Origin of the sequence: Chroococcidiopsis cubana SAG 39.79 (assembly GCF_003991895.1) — a bacterium.
In the GTDB taxonomy this organism is placed as follows: Bacteria; Cyanobacteriota; Cyanobacteriia; order Cyanobacteriales; family Chroococcidiopsidaceae; genus Chroococcidiopsis; species Chroococcidiopsis thermalis.
This window is the reverse complement of record NZ_RSCK01000011.1, coordinates 66706-86426: the sequence shown is the minus strand read 5'-3', so window position 1 is coordinate 86426 and position 19721 is coordinate 66706. Positions and strand designations below refer to the sequence as shown.

At 45.9% G+C, this 19721-nt stretch carries 18 protein-coding genes; 7 read left to right on the top strand and 11 right to left on the bottom strand.

Features of this window, described 5'->3' with window-relative positions:
- Positions 1–12 precede the first annotated feature (12 nt).
- From DSM107010_RS09990 to DSM107010_RS09980, 3 genes are all read right to left on the bottom strand, one after another.
- On the bottom strand, positions 13–543 hold the full coding sequence (locus DSM107010_RS09990; protein ID WP_015152229.1) for a chemotaxis protein CheW: 531 nt from the start codon (positions 541–543) through the stop codon (positions 13–15).
- Between the two features lie 5 nt (positions 544–548).
- Positions 549–923, bottom strand: a complete 375-nt coding sequence (locus tag DSM107010_RS09985; protein WP_041462305.1) for a response regulator transcription factor — start codon at positions 921–923, stop codon at positions 549–551.
- 627 nt (positions 924–1550) lie between these two features.
- On the bottom strand, positions 1551–2762 hold the full coding sequence (locus DSM107010_RS09980; protein WP_106169205.1) for a response regulator: 1212 nt from the start codon (positions 2760–2762) through the stop codon (positions 1551–1553).
- A 366-nt stretch (positions 2763–3128) separates the two neighbouring features.
- On the opposite strand from DSM107010_RS09980, the gene hmpF reads away from it, so the two are divergent.
- Entirely contained in the window at positions 3129–4715 is a 1587-nt protein-coding gene (hmpF, locus tag DSM107010_RS09975) for a pilus motility taxis protein HmpF (RefSeq protein WP_015152232.1), read from the top strand.
- Between the two features lie 91 nt (positions 4716–4806).
- Here hmpF and tilS read toward each other — a convergent pair whose 3' ends face one another.
- The 6 genes from tilS to pstC all read right to left on the bottom strand — a co-directional run bounded on the left by tilS (position 4807) and on the right by pstC (position 11989).
- Positions 4807–5979: a tRNA lysidine(34) synthetase TilS gene (gene tilS, locus DSM107010_RS09970; protein ID WP_127022868.1), complete on the bottom strand. Its 1173-nt coding sequence runs from the start codon at positions 5977–5979 to the stop codon at positions 4807–4809.
- 24 nt (positions 5980–6003) lie between these two features.
- Positions 6004–7122, bottom strand: coding sequence for a c-type cytochrome biogenesis protein CcsB (gene ccsB, locus DSM107010_RS09965; RefSeq protein ID WP_015152234.1), 1119 nt, complete (start codon positions 7120–7122; stop codon positions 6004–6006).
- Positions 7123–7247: 125 nt separating this feature from the next.
- Positions 7248–8930 carry a DUF3352 domain-containing protein gene (locus DSM107010_RS09960; RefSeq protein WP_015152235.1) on the bottom strand — a complete coding sequence of 561 codons (1683 nt, stop codon included), beginning with the start codon at positions 8928–8930 and terminating at the stop codon, positions 7248–7250.
- A 328-nt stretch (positions 8931–9258) separates the two neighbouring features.
- Entirely contained in the window at positions 9259–10062 is an 804-nt protein-coding gene (pstB, locus tag DSM107010_RS09955) for a phosphate ABC transporter ATP-binding protein PstB (RefSeq protein ID WP_015152236.1), read from the bottom strand.
- Between the two features lie 62 nt (positions 10063–10124).
- A complete protein-coding gene (gene pstA / locus DSM107010_RS09950) occupies positions 10125–11060 on the bottom strand; it encodes a phosphate ABC transporter permease PstA (protein WP_127022865.1) in 936 nt (311 codons plus the stop codon).
- Positions 11057–11989 (bottom strand): phosphate ABC transporter permease subunit PstC, encoded by a 933-nt coding sequence (gene pstC / locus DSM107010_RS09945; protein ID WP_015152238.1) that lies wholly within the window; start codon positions 11987–11989, stop codon positions 11057–11059. The genes pstA and pstC overlap by 4 nt, the downstream gene beginning before the upstream one ends.
- A gap of 49 nt (positions 11990–12038) precedes the next feature.
- On the opposite strand from pstC, the gene DSM107010_RS42150 reads away from it, so the two are divergent.
- A complete protein-coding gene (locus tag DSM107010_RS42150; RefSeq protein WP_256498649.1) occupies positions 12039–12167 on the top strand; it encodes a hypothetical protein in 129 nt (42 codons plus the stop codon).
- Here DSM107010_RS42150 and DSM107010_RS09940 read toward each other — a convergent pair.
- A complete protein-coding gene (locus DSM107010_RS09940) occupies positions 12151–13233 on the bottom strand; it encodes a PstS family phosphate ABC transporter substrate-binding protein (protein ID WP_015152239.1) in 1083 nt (360 codons plus the stop codon). The two genes, DSM107010_RS42150 and DSM107010_RS09940, sit on opposite strands and share 17 nt — an antisense overlap.
- A gap of 413 nt (positions 13234–13646) precedes the next feature.
- Here DSM107010_RS09940 and DSM107010_RS09935 point away from each other — a divergent pair, with 413 nt between their 5' ends.
- Both DSM107010_RS09935 and lspA read left to right on the top strand, forming a co-directional pair.
- Entirely contained in the window at positions 13647–14234 is a 588-nt protein-coding gene (locus tag DSM107010_RS09935; protein ID WP_015152240.1) for a biotin transporter BioY, read from the top strand.
- Positions 14235–14292: 58 nt separating this feature from the next.
- On the top strand, positions 14293–14778 hold the full coding sequence (lspA, locus tag DSM107010_RS09930) for a signal peptidase II (protein ID WP_015152241.1): 486 nt from the start codon (positions 14293–14295) through the stop codon (positions 14776–14778).
- A 94-nt stretch (positions 14779–14872) separates the two neighbouring features.
- On the opposite strand, the gene DSM107010_RS09925 is transcribed toward lspA, so the two are convergent.
- A complete protein-coding gene (locus tag DSM107010_RS09925; protein WP_127022862.1) occupies positions 14873–15409 on the bottom strand; it encodes a hypothetical protein in 537 nt (178 codons plus the stop codon).
- Between the two features lie 458 nt (positions 15410–15867).
- Between DSM107010_RS09925 and DSM107010_RS09920 the strand changes: the two genes are divergently transcribed.
- From DSM107010_RS09920 to DSM107010_RS09910, 3 genes are all read left to right on the top strand, one after another.
- On the top strand, positions 15868–18153 hold the full coding sequence (locus DSM107010_RS09920) for a transglycosylase domain-containing protein (RefSeq protein ID WP_015152243.1): 2286 nt from the start codon (positions 15868–15870) through the stop codon (positions 18151–18153).
- Between the two features lie 172 nt (positions 18154–18325).
- On the top strand, positions 18326–19216 hold the full coding sequence (locus DSM107010_RS09915) for a TIGR02587 family membrane protein (protein ID WP_015152244.1): 891 nt from the start codon (positions 18326–18328) through the stop codon (positions 19214–19216).
- Complete coding sequence (locus tag DSM107010_RS09910) at positions 19213–19599, top strand: hypothetical protein (RefSeq protein ID WP_015152245.1); 387 nt, start codon at positions 19213–19215, stop codon at positions 19597–19599. Before DSM107010_RS09915 ends, DSM107010_RS09910 begins: the two co-directional genes overlap by 4 nt.
- The last annotated feature ends 122 nt before the right edge of the window (positions 19600–19721 follow it).

The following is a 19721-nucleotide window of genomic DNA, read 5'->3' as shown; positions in this document are numbered from 1 at the left end:
CTTGCCTTGATTTCATGCTGCCCAAAGTTCGCTCGATATAATTGCCTTGTGATCTAGCAGTCGAAGACGCTGATGGGTATCTTCATCTAAAATCCACTCACCACGGACAAAGGGAGCCATACTGTTTGCAACTTGAGTAGGCTGCTGTACTTTTTCCGCACTCAGCCATTCCATCCCGACAATGCGATCGACTGCCAACCCTAAGAGTATTTCTTGCTCTTCTACGGCAATTACCGGAATTTCTGGTCGCTCTGTGTTTAAGGCTGTTGATTCTCCCAAAATTTGGCTGAGGTCAGCTACCCAGATCACTCGTCCGCGTAAGTTGATCGTGCCCAAGAGTAAGCTGGATATATTGGGAATTGGTGTAATGCGATCGAGAGGAGCTGAGATGACCTCCCGAACAATAATTGCTGGCAATGCCAGCTCTTGAGTGGGTGTGACAAAAAAGCGTAGGTGTAGTTCTCCTTCCCGAATCTCTAATTGCTGAAATTCTGACGCAACTTGAACTTGGTCAGCACCCATTGACAAGTCCAGATCTACCATGCCACTCACCCTTGCCCTCGCAGTAATTGTTTAACTGTTGCCAGTAATTCTTTTGGTTGAAATGGTTTGACAATGTAAGCGTCTGCACCCTGTTTCATTCCCCAGTAGCGATCGAATTCCTCGCCTTTGGAGGAACACATTACCACTGGGACATTTTGAGTTTTTGGATCGGTTTTCAGCTTGCGACAAACCTCGTAACCATTCATTCTAGGCATGACAATATCTAACACCACTAAATCGGGACAAGAAGCTTCTTGCATATGCTGTAAAGCCTCCATACCATCAGTGGCTATCATCACCGTCAACCCACTCCCCTGAAGAAGATCGATAATAATCTCTCTTTGAGTAGGACTATCTTCCACGACCAGCACTGTACTCATAACTGTTAATTTGCCTCCTGGCTTCAACGTCCCGCCTGTGGGCACGACCACCGTGGTTAACTAAAAATTATGCATCAATTCAGTAAGCTAAGTTCTTTACTAATCGAGCTACGAACATGCCAAAATTTAGTATAAATATGTGTAAAATCAACTTCAATCGTGTCTTGCATGAACTCGCAAAATTTAAGTTAATGGCTCAAACAATTGTAAGCAAACTCAAAGATAACTGATTTTTAGATCGAACTCTCGCATGAGCTTATATCGAAATCGCATAAGGAACTTATGCGATACTTCACAGTGTTTATGGTGTCCACACACGCGATAAAAGTCATTCTTTTAAGTGCAATACAAATTATTTGGATAGTTAGTGTTTTAAGAGAATCTTAGATTACTAAACTACAGCATCAACTTAGCTCTACCTCAATCGTTTATCCAAGCGCAAATCCACTGAGAACTTAATCCTATTTAAGTTAAAAACTTACCGCAATCGGTGAATCTACAGAGGCGAACAGTTATCAGTTATTAGGGAGCAGAGTGGTAATAACTAACAACCAATGACCAATGACCAATGACCAGTGACCAGTGACCAGTGACCGGACTAGCAATTGATGAGTAGTTAATTCTAGTTTATGACTTGTGAGTTGTCTTCACACCTTTCTTAGGCAGGGATTTTTCTACTAGCATCAATAACTCGCTATCGGTGAAAGGTTTAGTGAGATAGTCGGTTGCGCCTACCGTTCTAGCTTTGACGCGATCGATAAATCCATCCTTACCTGTTAGCATGACAATCGGCGTTTGCCGAAAGGCATTGGAGCAGCGCAGCATGGCACATAGCTCGTAGCCATCTAGTGTGGGCATGACAATATCGCACAGAATTAAATCTGGTGGCTGGTGAAACAGCAGACTAAATGCCTGAAGCGGATCGCTACAGCTCATGACTGTAAATCCTTGCTGCTGTAGGATAGTTTCTACAGTTTGGCAAATAGCGATCGCATCGTCGATGCATGTGATTGTTAGCGTTTTGATACCAGAAGACAAATGAGGATTATCAGTTGTTATCCCAGTTATTTTTGGCGTGTGAATTTGTATCCAACCGTGTTTCACGCAAGGATAAACCGCCTTGCCTACCGTTAAAATATCTCGATTGAGATAGCGTGCTAGTTGGCGGAGAGAAGTTTTACCATCTATCCAAGTCTCTAGTCGATTGGCGGTTGCTGCTGGCAAGCCTTGACGTAATCCTTTGAGATTGGCGATCGTCAAACAGCGATCGGGAGATTGAATCTGAGGATATAACTGCTTCCATGCCTGTACCTGCTGTACGATCTTGGTTGCTAAAGAAGTACTGGCTAAAATCGTCAAGTGCGGTGATAGGGCAGCTCCTCGCTTGAAAATAAACAAACCTTGATGCAAACTTAGTAGATCGAACAGGGTTTCATGCACAATGCCGTGGATGATGTTACGAGCTTGAGCCGGGGTGAGAACGCGATCTTCTAGCAATGTCCAAAGATAGGCATACTCTAGGGTGGTATTAGCTGCGAACGTGGAAGTTGTAATTTGCTCTAGGTCGATCTCGATTCGATAGTGTCGTAGATAATCGCGTAGACGAGATAAACTGCGATCGCCATCTGTGGCATAGACGATTTGACCGTTGAGAAAAAAGATAAACCAACACTGCGATCGCGGGTACGAACTCCTGTAACGCAAAGCAAAGTTCGGATCTGCGTGATTCACGTTACTAGAAGGACTGTAGGCTTCAACAAACAATTCCCCCGTTTGCTGTCCTAATTCAATGAGTTGTAAAATACTGCGAATATCAATTTCACTTAAGTTACCCTGCATTTAGCTGATGAAGCTCCTATGTAATCGCGTATACCCCTTCATTAATTCTTCCCTTTTATAGTCATCAGTCATCAGTTGGCTAACATTGACTCTGACTAATGACAGATGACAAATGACGACTAATCGCTAGTCGCCAATTTTGTAACAGAATTTAACAAAGAAGAAGTGAAGAAGTTAAGCAATAACTCGGAAGTGACATTGACTGTACTCAGTCCAAAATAGAGTCGGAGATTTCTGCGCCTGCTGATATTAGCTTTAACCAAAATGGGGTTTTGACCACAATGGAGATTTAACCAAAGTGAGTCAAGCATTACAAGCAAGATCGGTTCGCAGCTGAGGCATTGGTAAAACAAGAGGACGACTGGTGTGCTGTATTTAGCAGAAGTACAAAAGCAAAAAGCTTTTATGGGTCTGAAGACAGAAATCAAGCTGCTGGCATTTCAAAGAGCCGACCAGAGTTGGTCTTCTGTACAGGGAGAAGAGATTGTTGCAGCTGAGGAAGCAAACAATCTCAATGCTGGAGCGCTGATACTAGCTGACTTAAATGCCAATCGACAAGTACAACGCATTCAAGAAGCAGGGCGACCTTTAGTTAGCATCTTAAGTGGGTTCTCCCGACAAATCGAAAAAGCGAAGCTTCAGGAAGAAGAAATCGAGCAGTGGAAGGAATCTCTCACCTTTCAAAGAGATGAGATGTCCCGCCGCCACGAAGAAATGGAAGTACGCTTGGAAGAGTTGGAACACATTGAGGAGGAATATAGGCGATTACAGAGCAGCCAGTCGGCAGGATTGGACGAAACAACTGTTAGCCAAGTTGAAGAATTGCTCGAACGCTTATCTCAAGGCTTACCACCGACTACAGCAGTAAGGCAAGAACTAAGCTTGGTTCTAGAATTGGTAGAGACCCAGCAAGCAACCTTGATTCCACATTGGCAGAAACTAGAACAGCAAAAGCAAGGGATCGACCAGCAGCAGTTAGAAGTCGATAGCCAAACTCAGAGGTTACAGCAAGGTCAACAGCAGTGGTGGGAATCACAAAAATCTCTAGAACAGCGAAAAGTCAAACTACAAGCGCAAGCGATGGTGCTGCAAGCCAAGCAAGAATACGCTCAAACCCTCAACGCACATCAACGACATCAAGAAGATTTACATCAGCAACTGAATCGTTTGATCCAACCCGTAGATGATTTTCTCTTTAGCCAGCAAGTTGATTCTGCCGCATTGGAACAAATGCCTTTAGATCAACTGCAACAAGTGCTACAAGATTTGCGGCGAGATTGGGAGAATGCTTGTCGGTTCGTTCACGAGCAAGAAGAGGAACTAAGAGCTAATCAACAGGCAATTGACGAAATTAAGGGGCGCTTGAGCCGAGCTGCCAGCGATGGGGAACGGGCGAATATAGAAGCAGAACTAAAAGACGAACAAGACAGTTATGAATTTTTGCTGCAAACCTTGATGGGTCAACGCCAAAATTTACAAGATCGCAAAGAAACTTTACGACAACACCAAACTGTTTTGTGGAGACGGCGGGGAATTCCAGTTGGCAATCGAGAAGAAGATTACAAATTAGATTTAGATCCGCTATTAAGTCAAATTCAGTTGCAAAAACAACAGCAATCCCTAATACTGCAACAGCTAGAAAAGGAAATCGAGCAGATGCGCTCTGGATTTGACTTAGAGCAGGGAATGCTCGACCAGCAGGTGCAGGAACAAGAAAGACGGTGGCAGGAATTACAGACCTGGCAGCAAGAGTTGCTATCTTTGCGATCGCTTGCTGCCGATTGTAGCGGTAGGATAAATCTTTATGAAGAAATCCTCAGACCAGTACAAGATAGTTTGGATGGACTGCGACAGAAATTACAAGGAGTGGCGGGCATACTGAGCATAGAAGCTAGCGAACCACCACAAGCAGCGATCGCTCAAATTCGCGCCAAAATTACGAGAAACTCATAAAAAAAGTCAAAAGCCAAAATCTTAACGCCATCAGCATTTTATATTGTGGCTTTCTGGTAGCTGATTCCTGCCATGCTGCACTATGTTTAATTTACTTTAACCAAATCCAATCTTTGTCTACTGTGGCGATCGCCCCGCCAGGAAAAGGATCTGTTTGCGTTCCATTTGGAGCAGCAATCAAAGCCATGAGTTTTTCAATCTGCTCGAAGTTGGGGGAGCAACGTAAAGTTTGCTGCAAAATCTGCCGCATCACGCGCCGTTGTAGAGCGATGTGGGCTGTTTGTAAAATGCGGCGGTCGATTTTTATGAGGGAGTCGGGAGTCGGGAGGAGCCAGTTGCGTGCGGGGGTGTCCCCCGTTGAGCAAACTGGCGTTCGGAAGTCGGGAAATTTTAGATTTTGGATTTTGGATTTTGGATTGTTCCTCTGCCCCTCTGCCTCTGTGCCCCTCTGCTCCCTTGCTTCCTTGTCCCCCTGTCCCCTTATCCCTTTGTCTTCCCAATCGACAGCAAGCTGTCGCAACTCATCGGCTGCTCGTTCGAGATATTCGACTTCTGCTTGTAAAAGCTCTGCAGTTTGAGCTAGGGTTAGCTCTACTTGCGAGTTGAAGTGGGTTTGGATGTAGGGCAACAATTCTTGTCGGATGCGGTTACGGGCATATTTAAGATCCAGGTTAGTTGTATCTTCCCATACCTGAAGTTGCCGCTCTTGGCAAAATTGAGCGGTTTCAGTTCGCGTAACTTCTAACAGGGGACGCACCAGTAGGGGCGCATAGCTTTGTGTCCCTACATGAAGAGGGCGTTGCCAAGTTAGAGCTTGCAAGCCATCTGCGCCACTGCCGCGAATTAAGTTGTATAGTAAGGTTTCGGCGCGATCGCTAGCTGTGTGTCCCGTAGCGATATACGGGTAATTATGCGTTTGGGCGATCGCCGCTAGAGCTTGATAGCGCCATTGTCGTGCGGCTGCTTCATTGAGTAGAGGCTGCTCGGCTGTATGACAATAAAATGGGACTTTCCAACGTTGAGCTAGTCGCGCCACAAAGTCAGCGTTAGCCTGAGAGTCAGAACGCCATCGGTGATCGCAGTGAGCGATGCCTAATTGCCATTCCCACTTGGGTTGTAAATCTAAAAGTAACTGAACGAGGCATAAGGAATCTTGCCCGCCAGATACAGCTACGAGCAATCGCTGATGCTTCTCTAGGAGATGACGCGATCGCAGAGTACGATGTAGGCGGGCGTGAAGCGGAGTCCAGTTAGCACGACTCATCTTAGTTGGTTTGTTGTCTGTCACTTAAAAAAACCAACCGTAAGAATGCAAACCTTTACCTAAAAGATTTACACCCAGATAGCAAACCCAAACGATAACGAAGCCAGTTGCAGCTAGAATGGCTGGGCGACGACCTTGCCAACCACGGGTAATACGGGCGTGAAGATAGGCAGCAAATACTAACCAAGCAATCAACGCCCATGTCTCTTTCGGGTCCCAACTCCAGTAAGAACCCCAAGCCTCGTTAGCCCAAACTGCACCAGCAATGATACCGATTGTTAGTAAGGGAAAGCCGAGTCCAATGGTGCGATAGCTAATGTTGTCTAAGGTTTCGGCAAGGCTGAGGCGTTGGGGAGAGAGTGTGAGGGAGTCGGCAGTTGTAGGTGCGGGTTTGTCGGAGCTACCTTGAGACGAGGAGCCAAAAATTTTGTTAAACCCGCCCGTACCGGAGCCGGGAGTAGAGGATATCACAACATTGAGAACAGCAGTTTTACCGTTTCCATTAGTTTCTAGCACTAAAGGATTAGAAGCATCGGCAGCAACTGCTGGAGAGAGTTGAGTTAAATCGGTATTGCGCTGGAGGCGATAGCCGTTTTGTCGATAACCTCCAGTGCCAACAGAGCTACCATGTAATTCAATTTCCTTGCCACCAGAGACAACTAAAAAGGCGATCGCTAGCAGAGAACCCACAAGTAAAGCAGCATAACTCAGCATCATGACGCTAACGTGCATCATTAACCAATTAGACTTGAGGGCAGGTACGAGAGGAGCAGAGGTCTGCATATCTGATGGTAAAGTCAAAGCTGCAAAAGCAGCGATACCCATAGCAACAGGAGCGGTGAAAACTCCGACCAGACGGCTACGGCTGCTACTTTCCGCGATCAGATGAACCGCAGTTACTCCCCAGGCAAGGAAAAATAAAGATTCATACAGATTGCTAATCGGAAAGTACCCAGCTTCTAGCCATCTTGCTCCCAACAGAGTAGCAATACATAAATTGGCGATCGCCATTCCCGCCGTACCTAAAGTTGGGAGAAAGCGCAGCCCTGGAAAAGCCGCTCCAACCCAATAGACTAACATTGTCAGAAATAGGACGGCAAACGAGGCATTGTCCAGCCAATTCTGGAGTAAAACCAAATTCATAATCAGCATTCTCCTATATTTTTTTGTCAAGCATCGAGAGTCTTATTTCGATCCTACTGGGGAACAGTTATCAGTGGAGAGTGGCTAGTGGCTAGAATTGCTCTCCCTTGTCTTCCTTGTCTCCCTCAGCTCTCTTTTCCCGACTCCCTATTCCCGATCTTCTTCAGGGCAACAAAGACATCGTAGCGGATACTGCGATCGCTGCTGATAGCAGAGGTAACACCGATGGAACGGGTAGCGTCGAAGAATATTTGTTGACCGGAAAACAGCTGCGGTAGGGGCAAGGCTTTGACTGTTGGTTCCACATCGAGAAAAAACTGACCGTTCGTGGCATTCAGAGCTGAAGGAACTGTCTGTTGAAATTGTGCGGCACTTGCTAAACTGCTTTGAGGCTGAGGAATCAGCCGTTCTGCTACAGGTGCGCCGAGAGCGAAGAAAGCAACATCTCCATCCAGCCAACCGCGAGTCGCCACTGTGCCGTAAGGTGCAATCCAATTTGTCACGGTACGATCTTTGATTTTGGTTTCTTGTACTTGAAATTGATATTTACTCCGCATCACCCGTTCGAGTTGAAATAGAGCTTGTTCGGCTTTATTGCGGTTTTTGGTTTGGACTAAAAATACTAAAGAAAGGGCAAAATTATCTGGCGCACCTGCTTTGGGAGCCGCAGGAACCATAGATACAGCAAACTCACCATCCATCCAACTGAGTAAATCTTGGTCTAAATCCAGTCCTGTAACTGAGGTTACACCTTTACGCAGTTCTGGGGGACGGATAGGTGCTTGGGGATTGGATTGTACTTCTCGGGCGTATTCTTGCCATAACCGCTGTAAATTGCCGCTTGAGAGCATCATTAATGTTTCTGCCGGTAGGCGGCTTTGCATTTTGCCCGCATTGTTTTCTACAGCGAATACTTGTTGGCTGTCGGGTTTGCGCCAGGAAATACTTTTGAGGCGAATTCCTTCTGATTCCAGATTAATAGTAGCAGCTACACCTTGGTTATTTTGCAACTGAGCTAATCCTTGGGGTGAAAACGAGCGGCTGGGATTTGCAGCAGCAATTCTCGCAGCTACGGGTACGTTGACGTACAGTTGAGCAAAACGCTGTTTGGTAGCGATCTGCTCAAAAGCAGTGGTGTAACCTGCTGTTTGCTTTAGGGAAGCAGCCGCACCTTTATAAGTGTCGATCGCTCTATCCGTCGCTTGCGGACGATCTGTGACGATTAAATAACGCCCATCTAGGACGGCGGCTGAATAATATTGCGCTTTAGCTCCTTGAGTTTCTCTAATCTCAACGCCTTTATAGTTTCGCTGGCGAGTTTTACCTTGTGCAGACGGTTTGGGTTGCTCTAAAATCCGCTTTGCTGCAATTTGGTCGGCAATGGGCAACACCATAACTAGAGACTGCTGGCGATCGCTATTCAGTGGCAAAGATGAGTTTGATGTCGCTGGTATGGAGGGTGGTAGAAAGGCAATGCTAACTTCTTTACCAACCCAAGGCTGGATGTCTCGCTGGTAGTTGTAACCGTTTGCTGTGAGGAGGCGATCGCCCAACTGGGCTAAATTTGTCTTGAGCTGGGCTTGAATTTGGGGCGTACCAAACTGTTGGAGTTGCTGCCACTGCTGGGTATTTGTAGAAATAGATAGAGCCACCAAAGCATCTTGGGGGATAATATTAGAACCCACAGGCAGGTTTTCTAATTGCCCTTGGCTTTGGAGGAATACCCAGTAAGCAGTTGCTCCCCCACCAATTAATAAGCCAGCAGCTCCCAAAGTCAATAGAAGGGAAGGTTTACGTTTTTCAGGCATGGGATTAATGAAGACAGAGGATGTCTCGGCGAGCGAAGATCTGTAACGATTTTGCCCTCAAAATAGCCTAGAGAAGCACTATTCTAGTTTATTTTTTTCTGTGCCTACATTGCCCCTACGCGATCGCCAACACATAAAGAAAACAATATGCTTTAATTTAAGTCCCAATTAAATCTAAAAATCTTCAAACTGCTAGCAATCGTAAGCAATTTTGTCAAGGATACTCAATCGAGCAGTATAGCGAGGAAATTTGCTCGTAGTGATGGGAAAGTTAGAAGTTAGAGTGACAAGACAACCACCAACTACCAACTACCCATTACTCATTGGTTTAACCAAATCTACCGCTAACGTATTCTTGCGTAGCTTGTTGTTCGGGAGATTGGAAAATTACTTCAGTGGGATTGTATTCTACCAAATAACCCATCTTGCCACCTTTTTCTGTGGCTTGAGCATTGTAAAAGGCAGTCATGTCCGACACCCGCGATGCTTGTTGCATGTTGTGGGTAACGATAATAATCGTGTATTTCTCTTTGAGTTCCATCAGCAATTCTTCTACCCGTAATGTCGAAATTGGGTCGAGAGCAGAACAGGGTTCGTCCATTAAGATAACTTCTGGTTCAATCGCCAAAGCACGGGCAATACACAACCTTTGCTGCTGTCCGCCAGAGAGAGAAAGACCGCTTTGTTTGAGTTTATCTTTGACTTCATCCCACAAAGCAGCTTGACGGATTGCTCGCTCGACTAATTCATCCATATCGCCTTGATAACCGTTAATTCTGGCTCCAAAGGCAATGTTTTCATAAATTGACTTGGGGAAGGGGTTTGGTCTTTGGAATACCATCCCAATGCGACGGCGCAGTTCTACTGGATCGACGCGGCGATCGTAAATATCTGTTTCTTGAAATGTGATTCTACCTTCAATATGCGCCCCTGGAATCAGATCGTTCAAGCGATTGAAGCACCTCAATACTGTACTTTTACCACACCCAGAAGGTCCGATAAAAGCGGTAATTTTGTTTTTATAGATATTGAGATTGACATCTCGCACTGCTTTGAAATTACCGTAAAAAACAGATAGATTATCAGTTTGTAAAACTGTATCGGTTGCCGTGACTGTGGTGTTGAATAGCATATAGAGAGCTAGTGACAGTTGATATGGCGATCGCCTCGTCTAAGCCAATTCTAACTTGAGACTTAGGGACGATTTCGTTGGAATTTGTTGCGTAAATAAATTGCTGAAGCATTCATAATTAACAGCACGACCATCAATATGATGATGCCAGCAGCAGCATTAGTGTGAAATTGCGTTTGAGGGCGAGAAACCCAATCAAAAATTTGAATTGGTAGTGCTGTAAAAGAACTTTGCAATCCTTTGGGAGATAACTCTGGCAAGAAGGCAATATAACTGACAGCTCCAATGACGATCAGAGGTGCAGTTTCGCCAATAGCGCGAGATAGTGCCAAGATTGTTCCGGTTAGGATACCTGGTAAAGCGATCGGAAAAATGTGTTCGCGGATCACTTGCCATCTCGTTGCACCTAAAGCAAAACCTGCTTGGCGCAAGCTATCTGGAACTGCCCGTAGTGCTTCTCGCGTGGTAATGATGATGATGGGTAAGATTAACAAACTGAGAGTTAAAGCACCCGCAAGAACGCTGCGTCCGTTAGTAATTGGTTGCAGCCACCGGACAAAAATTTGCAATCCCAATAAGCCATAAATAATGGATGGAACTGCGGCTAGGTTAGCGATATTGATCTCAATTAACCGCGTGAACCAATTATCTTTGGCATATTCTTCTAAGTAAATGCCCGCTCCTACTCCCAAGGGAAAGGAAACTAAAGCCGTGACGACTAATAGCCAAATACTACCGACAAGGGGAGCTAATATTCCCGCAGCAGCAGCGCGACGCGAGGAGAAACTCGTGAGAAAAGCCCAATCGATCCGTCCGAGTCCGTCAATCAGGATGTCTACAAGTAAAACGGCAAGAACGACCAAGCCAAATAGGGTGGCAACCCAAGCGGCTGTAGAAAAGATTTTGTCAAAGTTATAGCGTTTGGACAACGAAACATTGAATTTGCCCGTCGTGCCAAAGCCGCTTCTGTCGATGGGTTGGGGTGCAGGTGTAGTCATTCGTATTTCTCCCGAAAGCGGCGAACGAACCAGTAACTAAAGATATTTAAAGCCAGGGTGATGAGGAACAGAGTCATGCCCACAGCAAAAATAGTTTTATATGCTAGAGATCCTGCTGGGGTATCGCCTTTACTCACTTGAACGATGTAGGCTGTCATCGTCTGGATTGGTACTAGGGGGTTAATGCCAAGGCTGGGGTTTTGTCCGGCGGCGATGGTGACAATCATGGTTTCGCCGATCGCGCGAGAAATTGCCAAGATGAAAGAAGCGACAATTCCAGAAAGGGCAGCTGGGAGAACTACAGAAACAATGGTTTCCCGTTTGGTGGCTCCCAAAGCATAAGCGCCATCGCGTAAACTTCGAGGCACGGCATAGATGGCATCTTCACTTAAAGAAGCTACTAGGGGAATAATTGAAACACCAAGTACTAATCCAGCACTCAAGGCGTTGAATCCCTGTAAGCCAGGGATGAGTTTTTGTAGAAATGGCGTGACTGTCAGCAGGGCAAAGTAACCGAACACGACAGTGGGAACCCCCGCCAAAATTTCCAATGCTGGTTTGAGCCAGCGGCGCATTCTCGCGGGAGCATATTCGCTCAAGCAGATAGCAGCTAATAAGCCTATCGGTAAGGCAACGGCGATCGCGATCGCAGAAGTTAGTAAAGTAGCGCTAATCAGTACCATAATGCCAAATTGCTTGTTGGCAAACAATGGTGTCCAAGCGCGATCGGTTAAAAATTGCCAAATCGGTACTTCGCTGAAAAACGATACAGTTTCAAAAATTAGCGTTAAGACAATACCGATTGTGGTGGCGACTGAGACAAAAGCAAACGTGGCAAATATGCCTTTCACTAATGCTTCTACTCGTTTACTTGCTGCCCGCTTTGGTCGCCATAGGCTCGACCCGTCAGGCGTTGACGTGGCAGACATACAGGAAATACCTCATTATCAGTTATCAGTTATCAGTGACCAGTGACCAGTGACCAGTTATCAAGGAGAAGGAGACAGGAGACAGGATGCGATCGATTGTGAATTGCGAATTTTCCCTATCACCCATGTCTCGATTTATTGGCAAATTGCGATCGCGGTTATTATTTCTGTTGTTTGAGTAAATCTGCAAGGGTAACACCTGTCTGCGACCCTTTGCCCTCAAAAATCGAGCCTACCTTACCTTCTTTAAAGCGTGCTTGTACTTCACCAACTAAATCGTTTGGTAGCGGTACGTATCCGACTTCTGACACCAGTTCTTGATTTTCTGGTGCGAAGTGGAAATTAACAAATGCTTGGACTTCAGGACGGGTTGCCGCAGATTTTTTCACGTAAATGAATTCTGGGCGAGATAGCGGCTGATAAGTGCCGTTACCTATTGTTTCTGCGCTTGGCTGAATACAACCTTTGCCATTGTCAATGCTCGCCAATGCCAACTTATCTTTATTATTCTCGTAGTAAGCGTAACCAAAGAAGCCAAGCCCACCAGGATCGGCGCTCACACCTTGTACTAAGGTATTGTCATCCTCAGATGCAGTGTAGTCTCCTCGGCTTTCACCTTCTTTGCCCACAACAGCGTTAGTAAAGAAATCGTAAGTACCAGAATCAGTTCCAGGACCATAAAGCCCTAGTTTTTGGTTAGGGAACTCAGGGCGAATTTGATTCCAAGTTGTGACTTTACCTTGAGCTGCTGGTTCCCACATTTTTTTGAGTTCAGCGATCGTCAAGCATTGGGCAAACTTGTTTTGCGGGTTTACTACGACCGATATACCATCGTAGGCTACTGGTAACTCAATATATTCAACGTTACCTTTTTTACACAGTTCTACTTCTTCTGCTTTAATCGGACGGGAAGCATTGGAAATATCTGTTTCGTTGTTGCAGAATTTCTTGAATCCGCCACCAGTACCAGACTGAGCTACCGTGACTTGAACGCCAGGATTTGCTTTTTGAAATTCCTCTGCCATTGCTTCGGAAATGGGAAACACGGTGCTGGAGCCGTCTACCTTGACTGTCCCAGATAAATTAGAGCCAGTAGTAGTATTTGCTGCTGGACTTGCACCTTCTCCTTGAGGAGAGGCAGGTGCGTTACTTGCAGTCTGGTTACCACTGCCACAAGCAGTTACTCCCAAGACTAAAACCACAGCCGAAGCAAGGGATGCTACACGAATATTGCGAGAAAGCATACTATTTGTTGTTTCTGGAATCTTTGCACGGATACTCCTAGAGGAGTATAGAGCTTTTACTATAGATATGTTATTACTCGGCAGTTAAGTGAAGGTTAATGGTAACTATAAATATTCCTTTAGGTAGATTATCACCTTTTGCTAGTGCTGAAATGCCAGGTTTGTATCCGAGTTTGTCACTTCCAGATTTGTATCAAATATTGCCATTATCATAGCATCGATCGCACCTTGAAACTGCGGAGCGCTGCAACACAAGGGAAAAGATAATTTAGATGACAGCTTAATAGAACTTTGAGTTCCACCAATCGCCTAGATGAACGTGATAATATAGCCAGTGCAACGCCAGAAATTGCGATCGCGCTGCATTCAGACAAAAGCGTCAACTAAATCTCTATTATTGGCTTTTATCGCTAGTGGCTGTTCCTAACCAATTTCTTTGGTCCTTGATTGGTTTGCTTCTTACTATTGGTGGCACTTTTGTAGAAGCATATATAACTAGTGCGCCGGTAAGTTGGCACGAGCGCGGGATACAGACAATCTCTCTAGGTGTCACCTGTCAAATTGGTGCTGTCCTACTCGTAGGTTGTTTGGGTGGCAAAAGTGCGGCAGCATTATCCCAAATTGCTTATTTATTGCTCGGCTTGGTTTGGTTGCCAATATTTGCTCAAGGTGGCGGTTTTGGCTACTGGCGAGAACTGAATTTTGGATACGTATTGGGTTTTATTCCTGGAGCTTGGTTTTGTGGCTTACTGGCGTTTCGGCAAGATGCAATGAAACTAGAGAGTCTTGCTGGTAGCTGTCTAGGTGGCTTGCTGATAATTCACCTCTGCGGTTTAGCATATTTGTTGCCTAGCCAAATTTTCCACTGGGCAAGCACGCAAGCTCAATCTATAATTCAACCTATACTTCAGTATTCTTGGTATCCTCTCCCAGGACAACTAGCTGTAGTTTGTGCTGTCTCTATTATCGCTTATGGCTGGAGACTGATAATGTTTTATTAGTCATTTGTTATTCGTCATTTGTCATTTGCCGTGACTGATAACTAATGATCGATGACCAATGACCAATGACCAAATTATGAAAAATCGCCGTTTCTGGATGGCAGCGATCGCCAGTTTTATCTTAGACCAGTTAACTAAGTTCTGGGTGGTACAAAGTTTTGACTTGGGCGAAACTTACCCAATTTGGTCTAATGTGTTTCATTTCACCTATGTGACAAACACTGGTGCTGCCTTCAGTTTGTTTGCTGGTGAAGTGGGTTGGTTGCGTTGGCTATCGTTGATAGTGAGTGTGCTGCTAATAGTATGGGCTTATTTTGGTCCACCAATGAAACCTCTGGAACAATGGGGCTATGGTTTCATTTTGGGAGGAGCGTTAGGCAACGGGATCGATCGCTTTTTTGCGGGTTATGTGGTAGATTTCTTAGATTTTCGGCTAATTGGATTTCCTGTTTTTAACCTGGCAGATGTGTCGATCAATTTGGGTATTGTCTGCATCCTAATTGCAAGTTTGCCGAAAGTCTCTACTCTTAAGAGATTGCGATAAACAAAAAATGTAGAGACATTACATGTAACGTCTCTACATACTAAATATCAAAGCATTAAGATTGCTAACAAATGCCTGCTTTTACCAACTCAAACTAGGGAGTTGTAGGAGCTGGCTCAGTTCCAGGTGTAGTAGGTGAAGAACCATCGGGAGCTGGGGCAGTACCAGGATCGGTGGGCATAGTGCCATCGGGAGCTGGGGCAGTACCAGGATCGGTGGGCATAGTGCCATCGGGAGCTGGGGCAGTCTCGGGAGTGGTAGGCATGGTGCCATCGGGAGCTGGGGCAGTACCAGGATCGGTAGGCATAGTGCCGTCGGGAGCTGGGGCAGTCTCGGGAGTAGTGCCGTCGGGAGCTGGGGCAGTCTCGGGAGTAGTAGCGTCGGGAGCTGGGGCAGTCTCGGGAGTAGTAGCGTCGGGAGCTGCTTCAGTACCAGTAGGCGCACCACCAGTTAAAGGCTGACCACCAGGACAACGAGAATTCAACGGAAACTTTTCGCAGAGGATTTTCTTCCCTTCTTCCGAAAGCTTAATCTCTGGGGGTTCTTTAGCGGCTTCTTGAGCAAATGCGGCGTGGCTCGATAGAGTTAGTGCAAATGCCGCACCTAATAGTGATAAAAACTTGATCTTCATCCCACTCACACCTCAGATTAAATATTTCTGATTAAGTCAAAAACAAATTTCGTTAAATGCTACCATATTTTCTATGAAAAGTCAAGATATATAATAAATTTTCAAAGGAAACCGACTCAATCAAAACTTGTTTGCCAAGCAGATATACATATTTAGAAGCACTATAAATGCGTTAGAGTAAGTCTGCGTAGAAAGTCAGAGATTTTTTACCTGCTAAGTAGAATGGTAGCAGAAGCGATCGCGATCGTAATCCGTAGCAGTCGTTGTGTTATTGAGAAAGATCGAAGACAGCAAGTAACGAGCAGTCACTAGCGATCGCCGCTCGCAATTGAACTACCAGCTACAATTCACCAGAGACTTGCTCGCGCTCGACGATCGATGACAATCGCTAGATTTGGCATAATAGATAGAATTTCTGCCAACGCTAAAAAAATTAATTCCTGCTGCCTGAGTAGAACATGACCCCTCCCCAGCCACCGCGAAAACCGCAAACATTGCTCAGTCGAGCAACTCAGGTAGTCAAAACGCTTCAAGCTAAAGTGCAGATTCCAGGGCTTGCCCTAAAGCCAAACGCCAGAGTTGCCGAATTGTGGATACAGGATGCGGGGACAGACAAAGCAGAGACTTATCCTCTACTAGGCGATCGCTATTTGATCGGACGCAGTGCTAAATCTTGCGATATTGTCGTTCGCAACCCTGTTGTCAGCCAGATTCATCTGTCCTTAGCTAGAGATACTAGCAAGAGGCGATCGCCCTTCGTCCTGCGAGATGAAAATTCTACGAATGGCATTTACTGGGGTAAGCGCCGCGTTGCCGCGATCGAACTTCATCACGGTGACGTTTTCACTCTCGGTCCTCCAGAACTTGCCGCTGCCGTGCGGATGAAATTTCATAATCCTCCACCTCAGTACGTCCGCACGCTGCAATGGGTGGCAGGTGGGATTGGTGGCGTGACAGCATTGCTGGCGCTCATTGTAGGGTACGAGTGGACGAAGTTTTCTGTCACTCCTTTACCTGCTGCAACTGGGGGTCCAACGATCGTTTTTGCCCGCGATGGAGAAACGATGCTGCGTCAACCTCGCAGTACGGCACATACAGATTTGAAAAGCTTGCAGGACTTTTCGACTTATCTGCCCAAAGCGATCATCGCTTCAGAAGACAGCCGCTATTACTGGCATTTTGGCGTTGACCCTATTGGAATTTTACGCGCTACGGTCGTCAACGTCGGTAGTCGAGAATTCGAGCAAGGGGCAAGTACTGTTACCCAACAGGTATCGCGGAGTATATTTCGCAGTTACGTAGGTGCAGAGGACTCGTTAGGACGGAAGTTGCGCGAGGCAGTGGTGGCGCTGAAGCTGGAAACGTTTTATAGCAAAGATTTTATTCTACTGATGTATCTCAACCGCGTCTTTCTGGGAGCGGATACATACGGCTTTGAAGATGCAGCGCGATTCTATTTCGATAAATCAGCCAAGGAACTCAATCTTTCGGAAGCTGCGACTTTAGTGGGAATTTTACCCTCTCCCAACGGATTTAATTTTTGCGGTGACGTGCGCAGCAACCAAAAAGCAATTGAATACCGCAACCGCGTTATTAGTCGGATGTTGGCGCAAGGAATGGTGACGACAGAAGAAGCAAATCGGGCGCGGCGATCGCAAATTGAAGTGAGTTCTCGCGTCTGTGAAGCCCAAGCCAATACAATTGCGCCATACTTTTACAATGCCATCTTTCAAGAACTGCAAGCAATTTTGGGCAAAGAGTTAGCAGCAGAAGGCAATTATATCGTCGAAACCCAGCTCGATCCAGATATGCAAGCCAAAGCAGAAGAAGCTTTACGCAACTCGGTACGGCAAGCTGGAGCAAATATTGGCTATTCCCAAGGGGCAGTGGTCACCCTCGATGCTAGTACTGGTGCGGTGCTAGCGATGGTAGGAGGCACTGATTACAAAACCAGTCAGTTCAACCGAGTGACTCAAGCTCAGCGCCAACCCGGTTCGGCTTTTAAACTGTTTACCTATGCTGCGGCGATCGAAAAAGGGATTTCCCCAGAAAAATCTTATTCTTGTGCGCCTGTATCTTGGCAAGGACAGCGATTTCGCGGCTGCGTTCGCGGTAGTGACGAGCTAGATGTAGCGACGGGGTTAGCCCTATCGGAAAACCCGATTGCCCTGCGAGTTGCTCAAGATGTCGGACTAGATAGCATCATGCGCATGGCGCAAAGATTGGGAATTCAGTCACCCTTGCAACCAGTCCCAGGCTTAGTCTTAGGGCAAAGCGAAACTAATTTGCTAGAAATGACTGGAGCATATGGGGCGATCGCGAATGATGGCGTGTGGAACCGTCCCCATCTGATTATGAGGATATTAGATAGTAGCGACTGTGGCGATCGCCAAGACTTGAAAACCTGTCGCGAGATTTATGCTTACAATCGCACCCAAACCACAAATCGGCGGATACTTAGCCCAGGAGTAGCCCAGACGGTAACTTCCATGCTACGCGGAGTCGTAGAACGCGGCACTGGTACGGCAGCAAATATCGGAATAGGAGAGGAGGCTGGGAAAACAGGTACGAGTGGTTTAGCAGCCAGAAATCAAAACTTTGACCTTTGGTTTATTGGGTTTCTGACCAGAGAAAAACTCGTTACGGGGGTATGGCTGGGTAACGATAATAATGCGCCTGTGTCTGGTTATGGCGTGCAGGCGGCGCGTTTGTGGGGCAGTTATATGCGAGAAGTGGTGCAGTAATAACGTTCTTGAGGGCGCACATCTGGGGCGGACAGCAATAGAGGCGCACGGCTGTGCGCTCCTACAAATATAATTCTCGGTCAAAAATCTAACTTTCAGCTCTCATGAAGTATCTAAATAACTGAGAGAATTGTGCTGTAGAACACCAAAAAGGCTGATTAGCCCGATAAGTATGAATCGTCGGCTAAAACTAGAGCGATCGCTTGCTAAGTCGCTACAAGAATACCTCAGAGGCATTACTGGGGGACTGTTGTTTAGTTTGCCCCTGTTGTACACGATGGAAGTTTGGTGGGCTGGCTTTATCGTCCATCCCGTACGCTTGTTAATTTACGTGCTGGCTACTTTTACGCTGCTCTTGGCATACAACCGCTATGCAGGTTTGCGCAGATCTGCTGGTGCGTTAGAAGTCGCGATCGATTCCGTGGAGGAAATGGGTATAGGATTGGTTGTTGCTGCCGTCATGCTGTGGCTGTTAGGACAAATTAATACCGATATGAATCTGACAGAGATTGGTGGGAAAATCGTTGTAGAAGCTATGACTGTTGCTATTGGTGTATCTATCGGTACAGCCCAATTAGGAGGAGGAGGCAAGCAAGAAAGCGATACGGGAATGAAAGGAGAAGATTCCCAACCTAGTTCTAGTCCCGTACCCTTCTTGGCAGATGGTGAAGGCGACTTTGGCGGACAAATTGCGATCGCCTTATGTGGAGCAGTATTATTTGCTGCCAATCTCGCTCCTACAGAAGAAATTATTGTTATTGCAATTGAGGTTTCTACAGCACGACTGCTAGGACTTGCCTTACTCTCAATCTTATTTGCCGTGCTAATTCTATTTTATAGTGACTTTACTGGTTCCCAGCGCTTCAGCCAGATCAGGGGAATTAAAAATATTTTATTTGGTGCGGTTATCACTTACGCGATCGCTCTATTTGCAGCTGCGGCTATCCTCTGGTTTTTCGGACGCTTTGACGATACGACTCTCTTCATTTGTCTAGCTCAAACCGTTGTTTTAGGAGTCGCTTCTACTTTGGGGGCTTCTGCTGGGAGGCTATTATTGCAATGAAAAAACTAGAAAAAAATTGGTTAGAGTGGATTGTTTTTGGTATTAGTCTCATTCTCGTATTATTTACGCTGGGTTACATAGTTTATGACGGTGCAACTCTAGGTGAAACTCCACCAAATATCGAACTACAACTCGGTCAACCTCAACCGCAAAGCGATCGCTTTATCGTTCCCGTCACTGCTACAAATCGCGGCGATGAAACAGCAGAAACCGTACAAATTGAAGTGACGCTCAACAGTGATGGTAGAGAAGAAGAAACTGCCGAATTTGAAATTGCTTTCCTTCCTCGCCATTCAACTCGTCGAGGCTGGGTAACATTTCAAACCGATCCTCGCACCGTAGAACAAATTGAAGCACGGGTACTGGGATTTGAAAAACCATAAGTAAAAGTCAAAAGTTAAAAGTCAAAAGTTACGGATAACCGATAACTGATAACTGATAATTGATAACTGACTTTGGAACCTTATGATTCTTCCGCAAGTCTTGTGATTTAACAGGTTTAGCA

Excerpts from the sequence above, each read along its gene's own strand:
- DSM107010_RS09990 (WP_015152229.1), bottom strand. The coding sequence starts at position 543 with ATGGTAGATCTGGACTTGTCAATGGGTGCTGACCAAGTTCAAGTTGCG.
- DSM107010_RS09985 (WP_041462305.1), bottom strand. The coding sequence starts at position 923 with ATGAGTACAGTGCTGGTCGTGGAAGATAGTCCTACTCAAAGAGAGATT.
- DSM107010_RS09980 (WP_106169205.1), bottom strand. The coding sequence starts at position 2,762 with ATGCAGGGTAACTTAAGTGAAATTGATATTCGCAGTATTTTACAACTC.
- tilS (WP_127022868.1), bottom strand. The coding sequence starts at position 5,979 with ATGAGTCGTGCTAACTGGACTCCGCTTCACGCCCGCCTACATCGTACT.
- ccsB (WP_015152234.1), bottom strand. The coding sequence starts at position 7,122 with ATGAATTTGGTTTTACTCCAGAATTGGCTGGACAATGCCTCGTTTGCC.
- DSM107010_RS09960 (WP_015152235.1), bottom strand. The coding sequence starts at position 8,930 with ATGCCTGAAAAACGTAAACCTTCCCTTCTATTGACTTTGGGAGCTGCT.
- pstB (WP_015152236.1), bottom strand. The coding sequence starts at position 10,062 with ATGCTATTCAACACCACAGTCACGGCAACCGATACAGTTTTACAAACT.
- pstA (WP_127022865.1), bottom strand. The coding sequence starts at position 11,060 with ATGACTACACCTGCACCCCAACCCATCGACAGAAGCGGCTTTGGCACG.
- pstC (WP_015152238.1), bottom strand. The coding sequence starts at position 11,989 with ATGTCTGCCACGTCAACGCCTGACGGGTCGAGCCTATGGCGACCAAAG.
- DSM107010_RS09940 (WP_015152239.1), bottom strand. The coding sequence starts at position 13,233 with ATGCTTTCTCGCAATATTCGTGTAGCATCCCTTGCTTCGGCTGTGGTT.
- lspA (WP_015152241.1), top strand. The coding sequence starts at position 14,293 with ATGACCAATGACCAAATTATGAAAAATCGCCGTTTCTGGATGGCAGCG.
- DSM107010_RS09925 (WP_127022862.1), bottom strand. The coding sequence starts at position 15,409 with ATGAAGATCAAGTTTTTATCACTATTAGGTGCGGCATTTGCACTAACT.
- DSM107010_RS09920 (WP_015152243.1), top strand. The coding sequence starts at position 15,868 with ATGACCCCTCCCCAGCCACCGCGAAAACCGCAAACATTGCTCAGTCGA.
- DSM107010_RS09915 (WP_015152244.1), top strand. The coding sequence starts at position 18,326 with ATGAATCGTCGGCTAAAACTAGAGCGATCGCTTGCTAAGTCGCTACAA.
- DSM107010_RS09910 (WP_015152245.1), top strand. The coding sequence starts at position 19,213 with ATGAAAAAACTAGAAAAAAATTGGTTAGAGTGGATTGTTTTTGGTATT.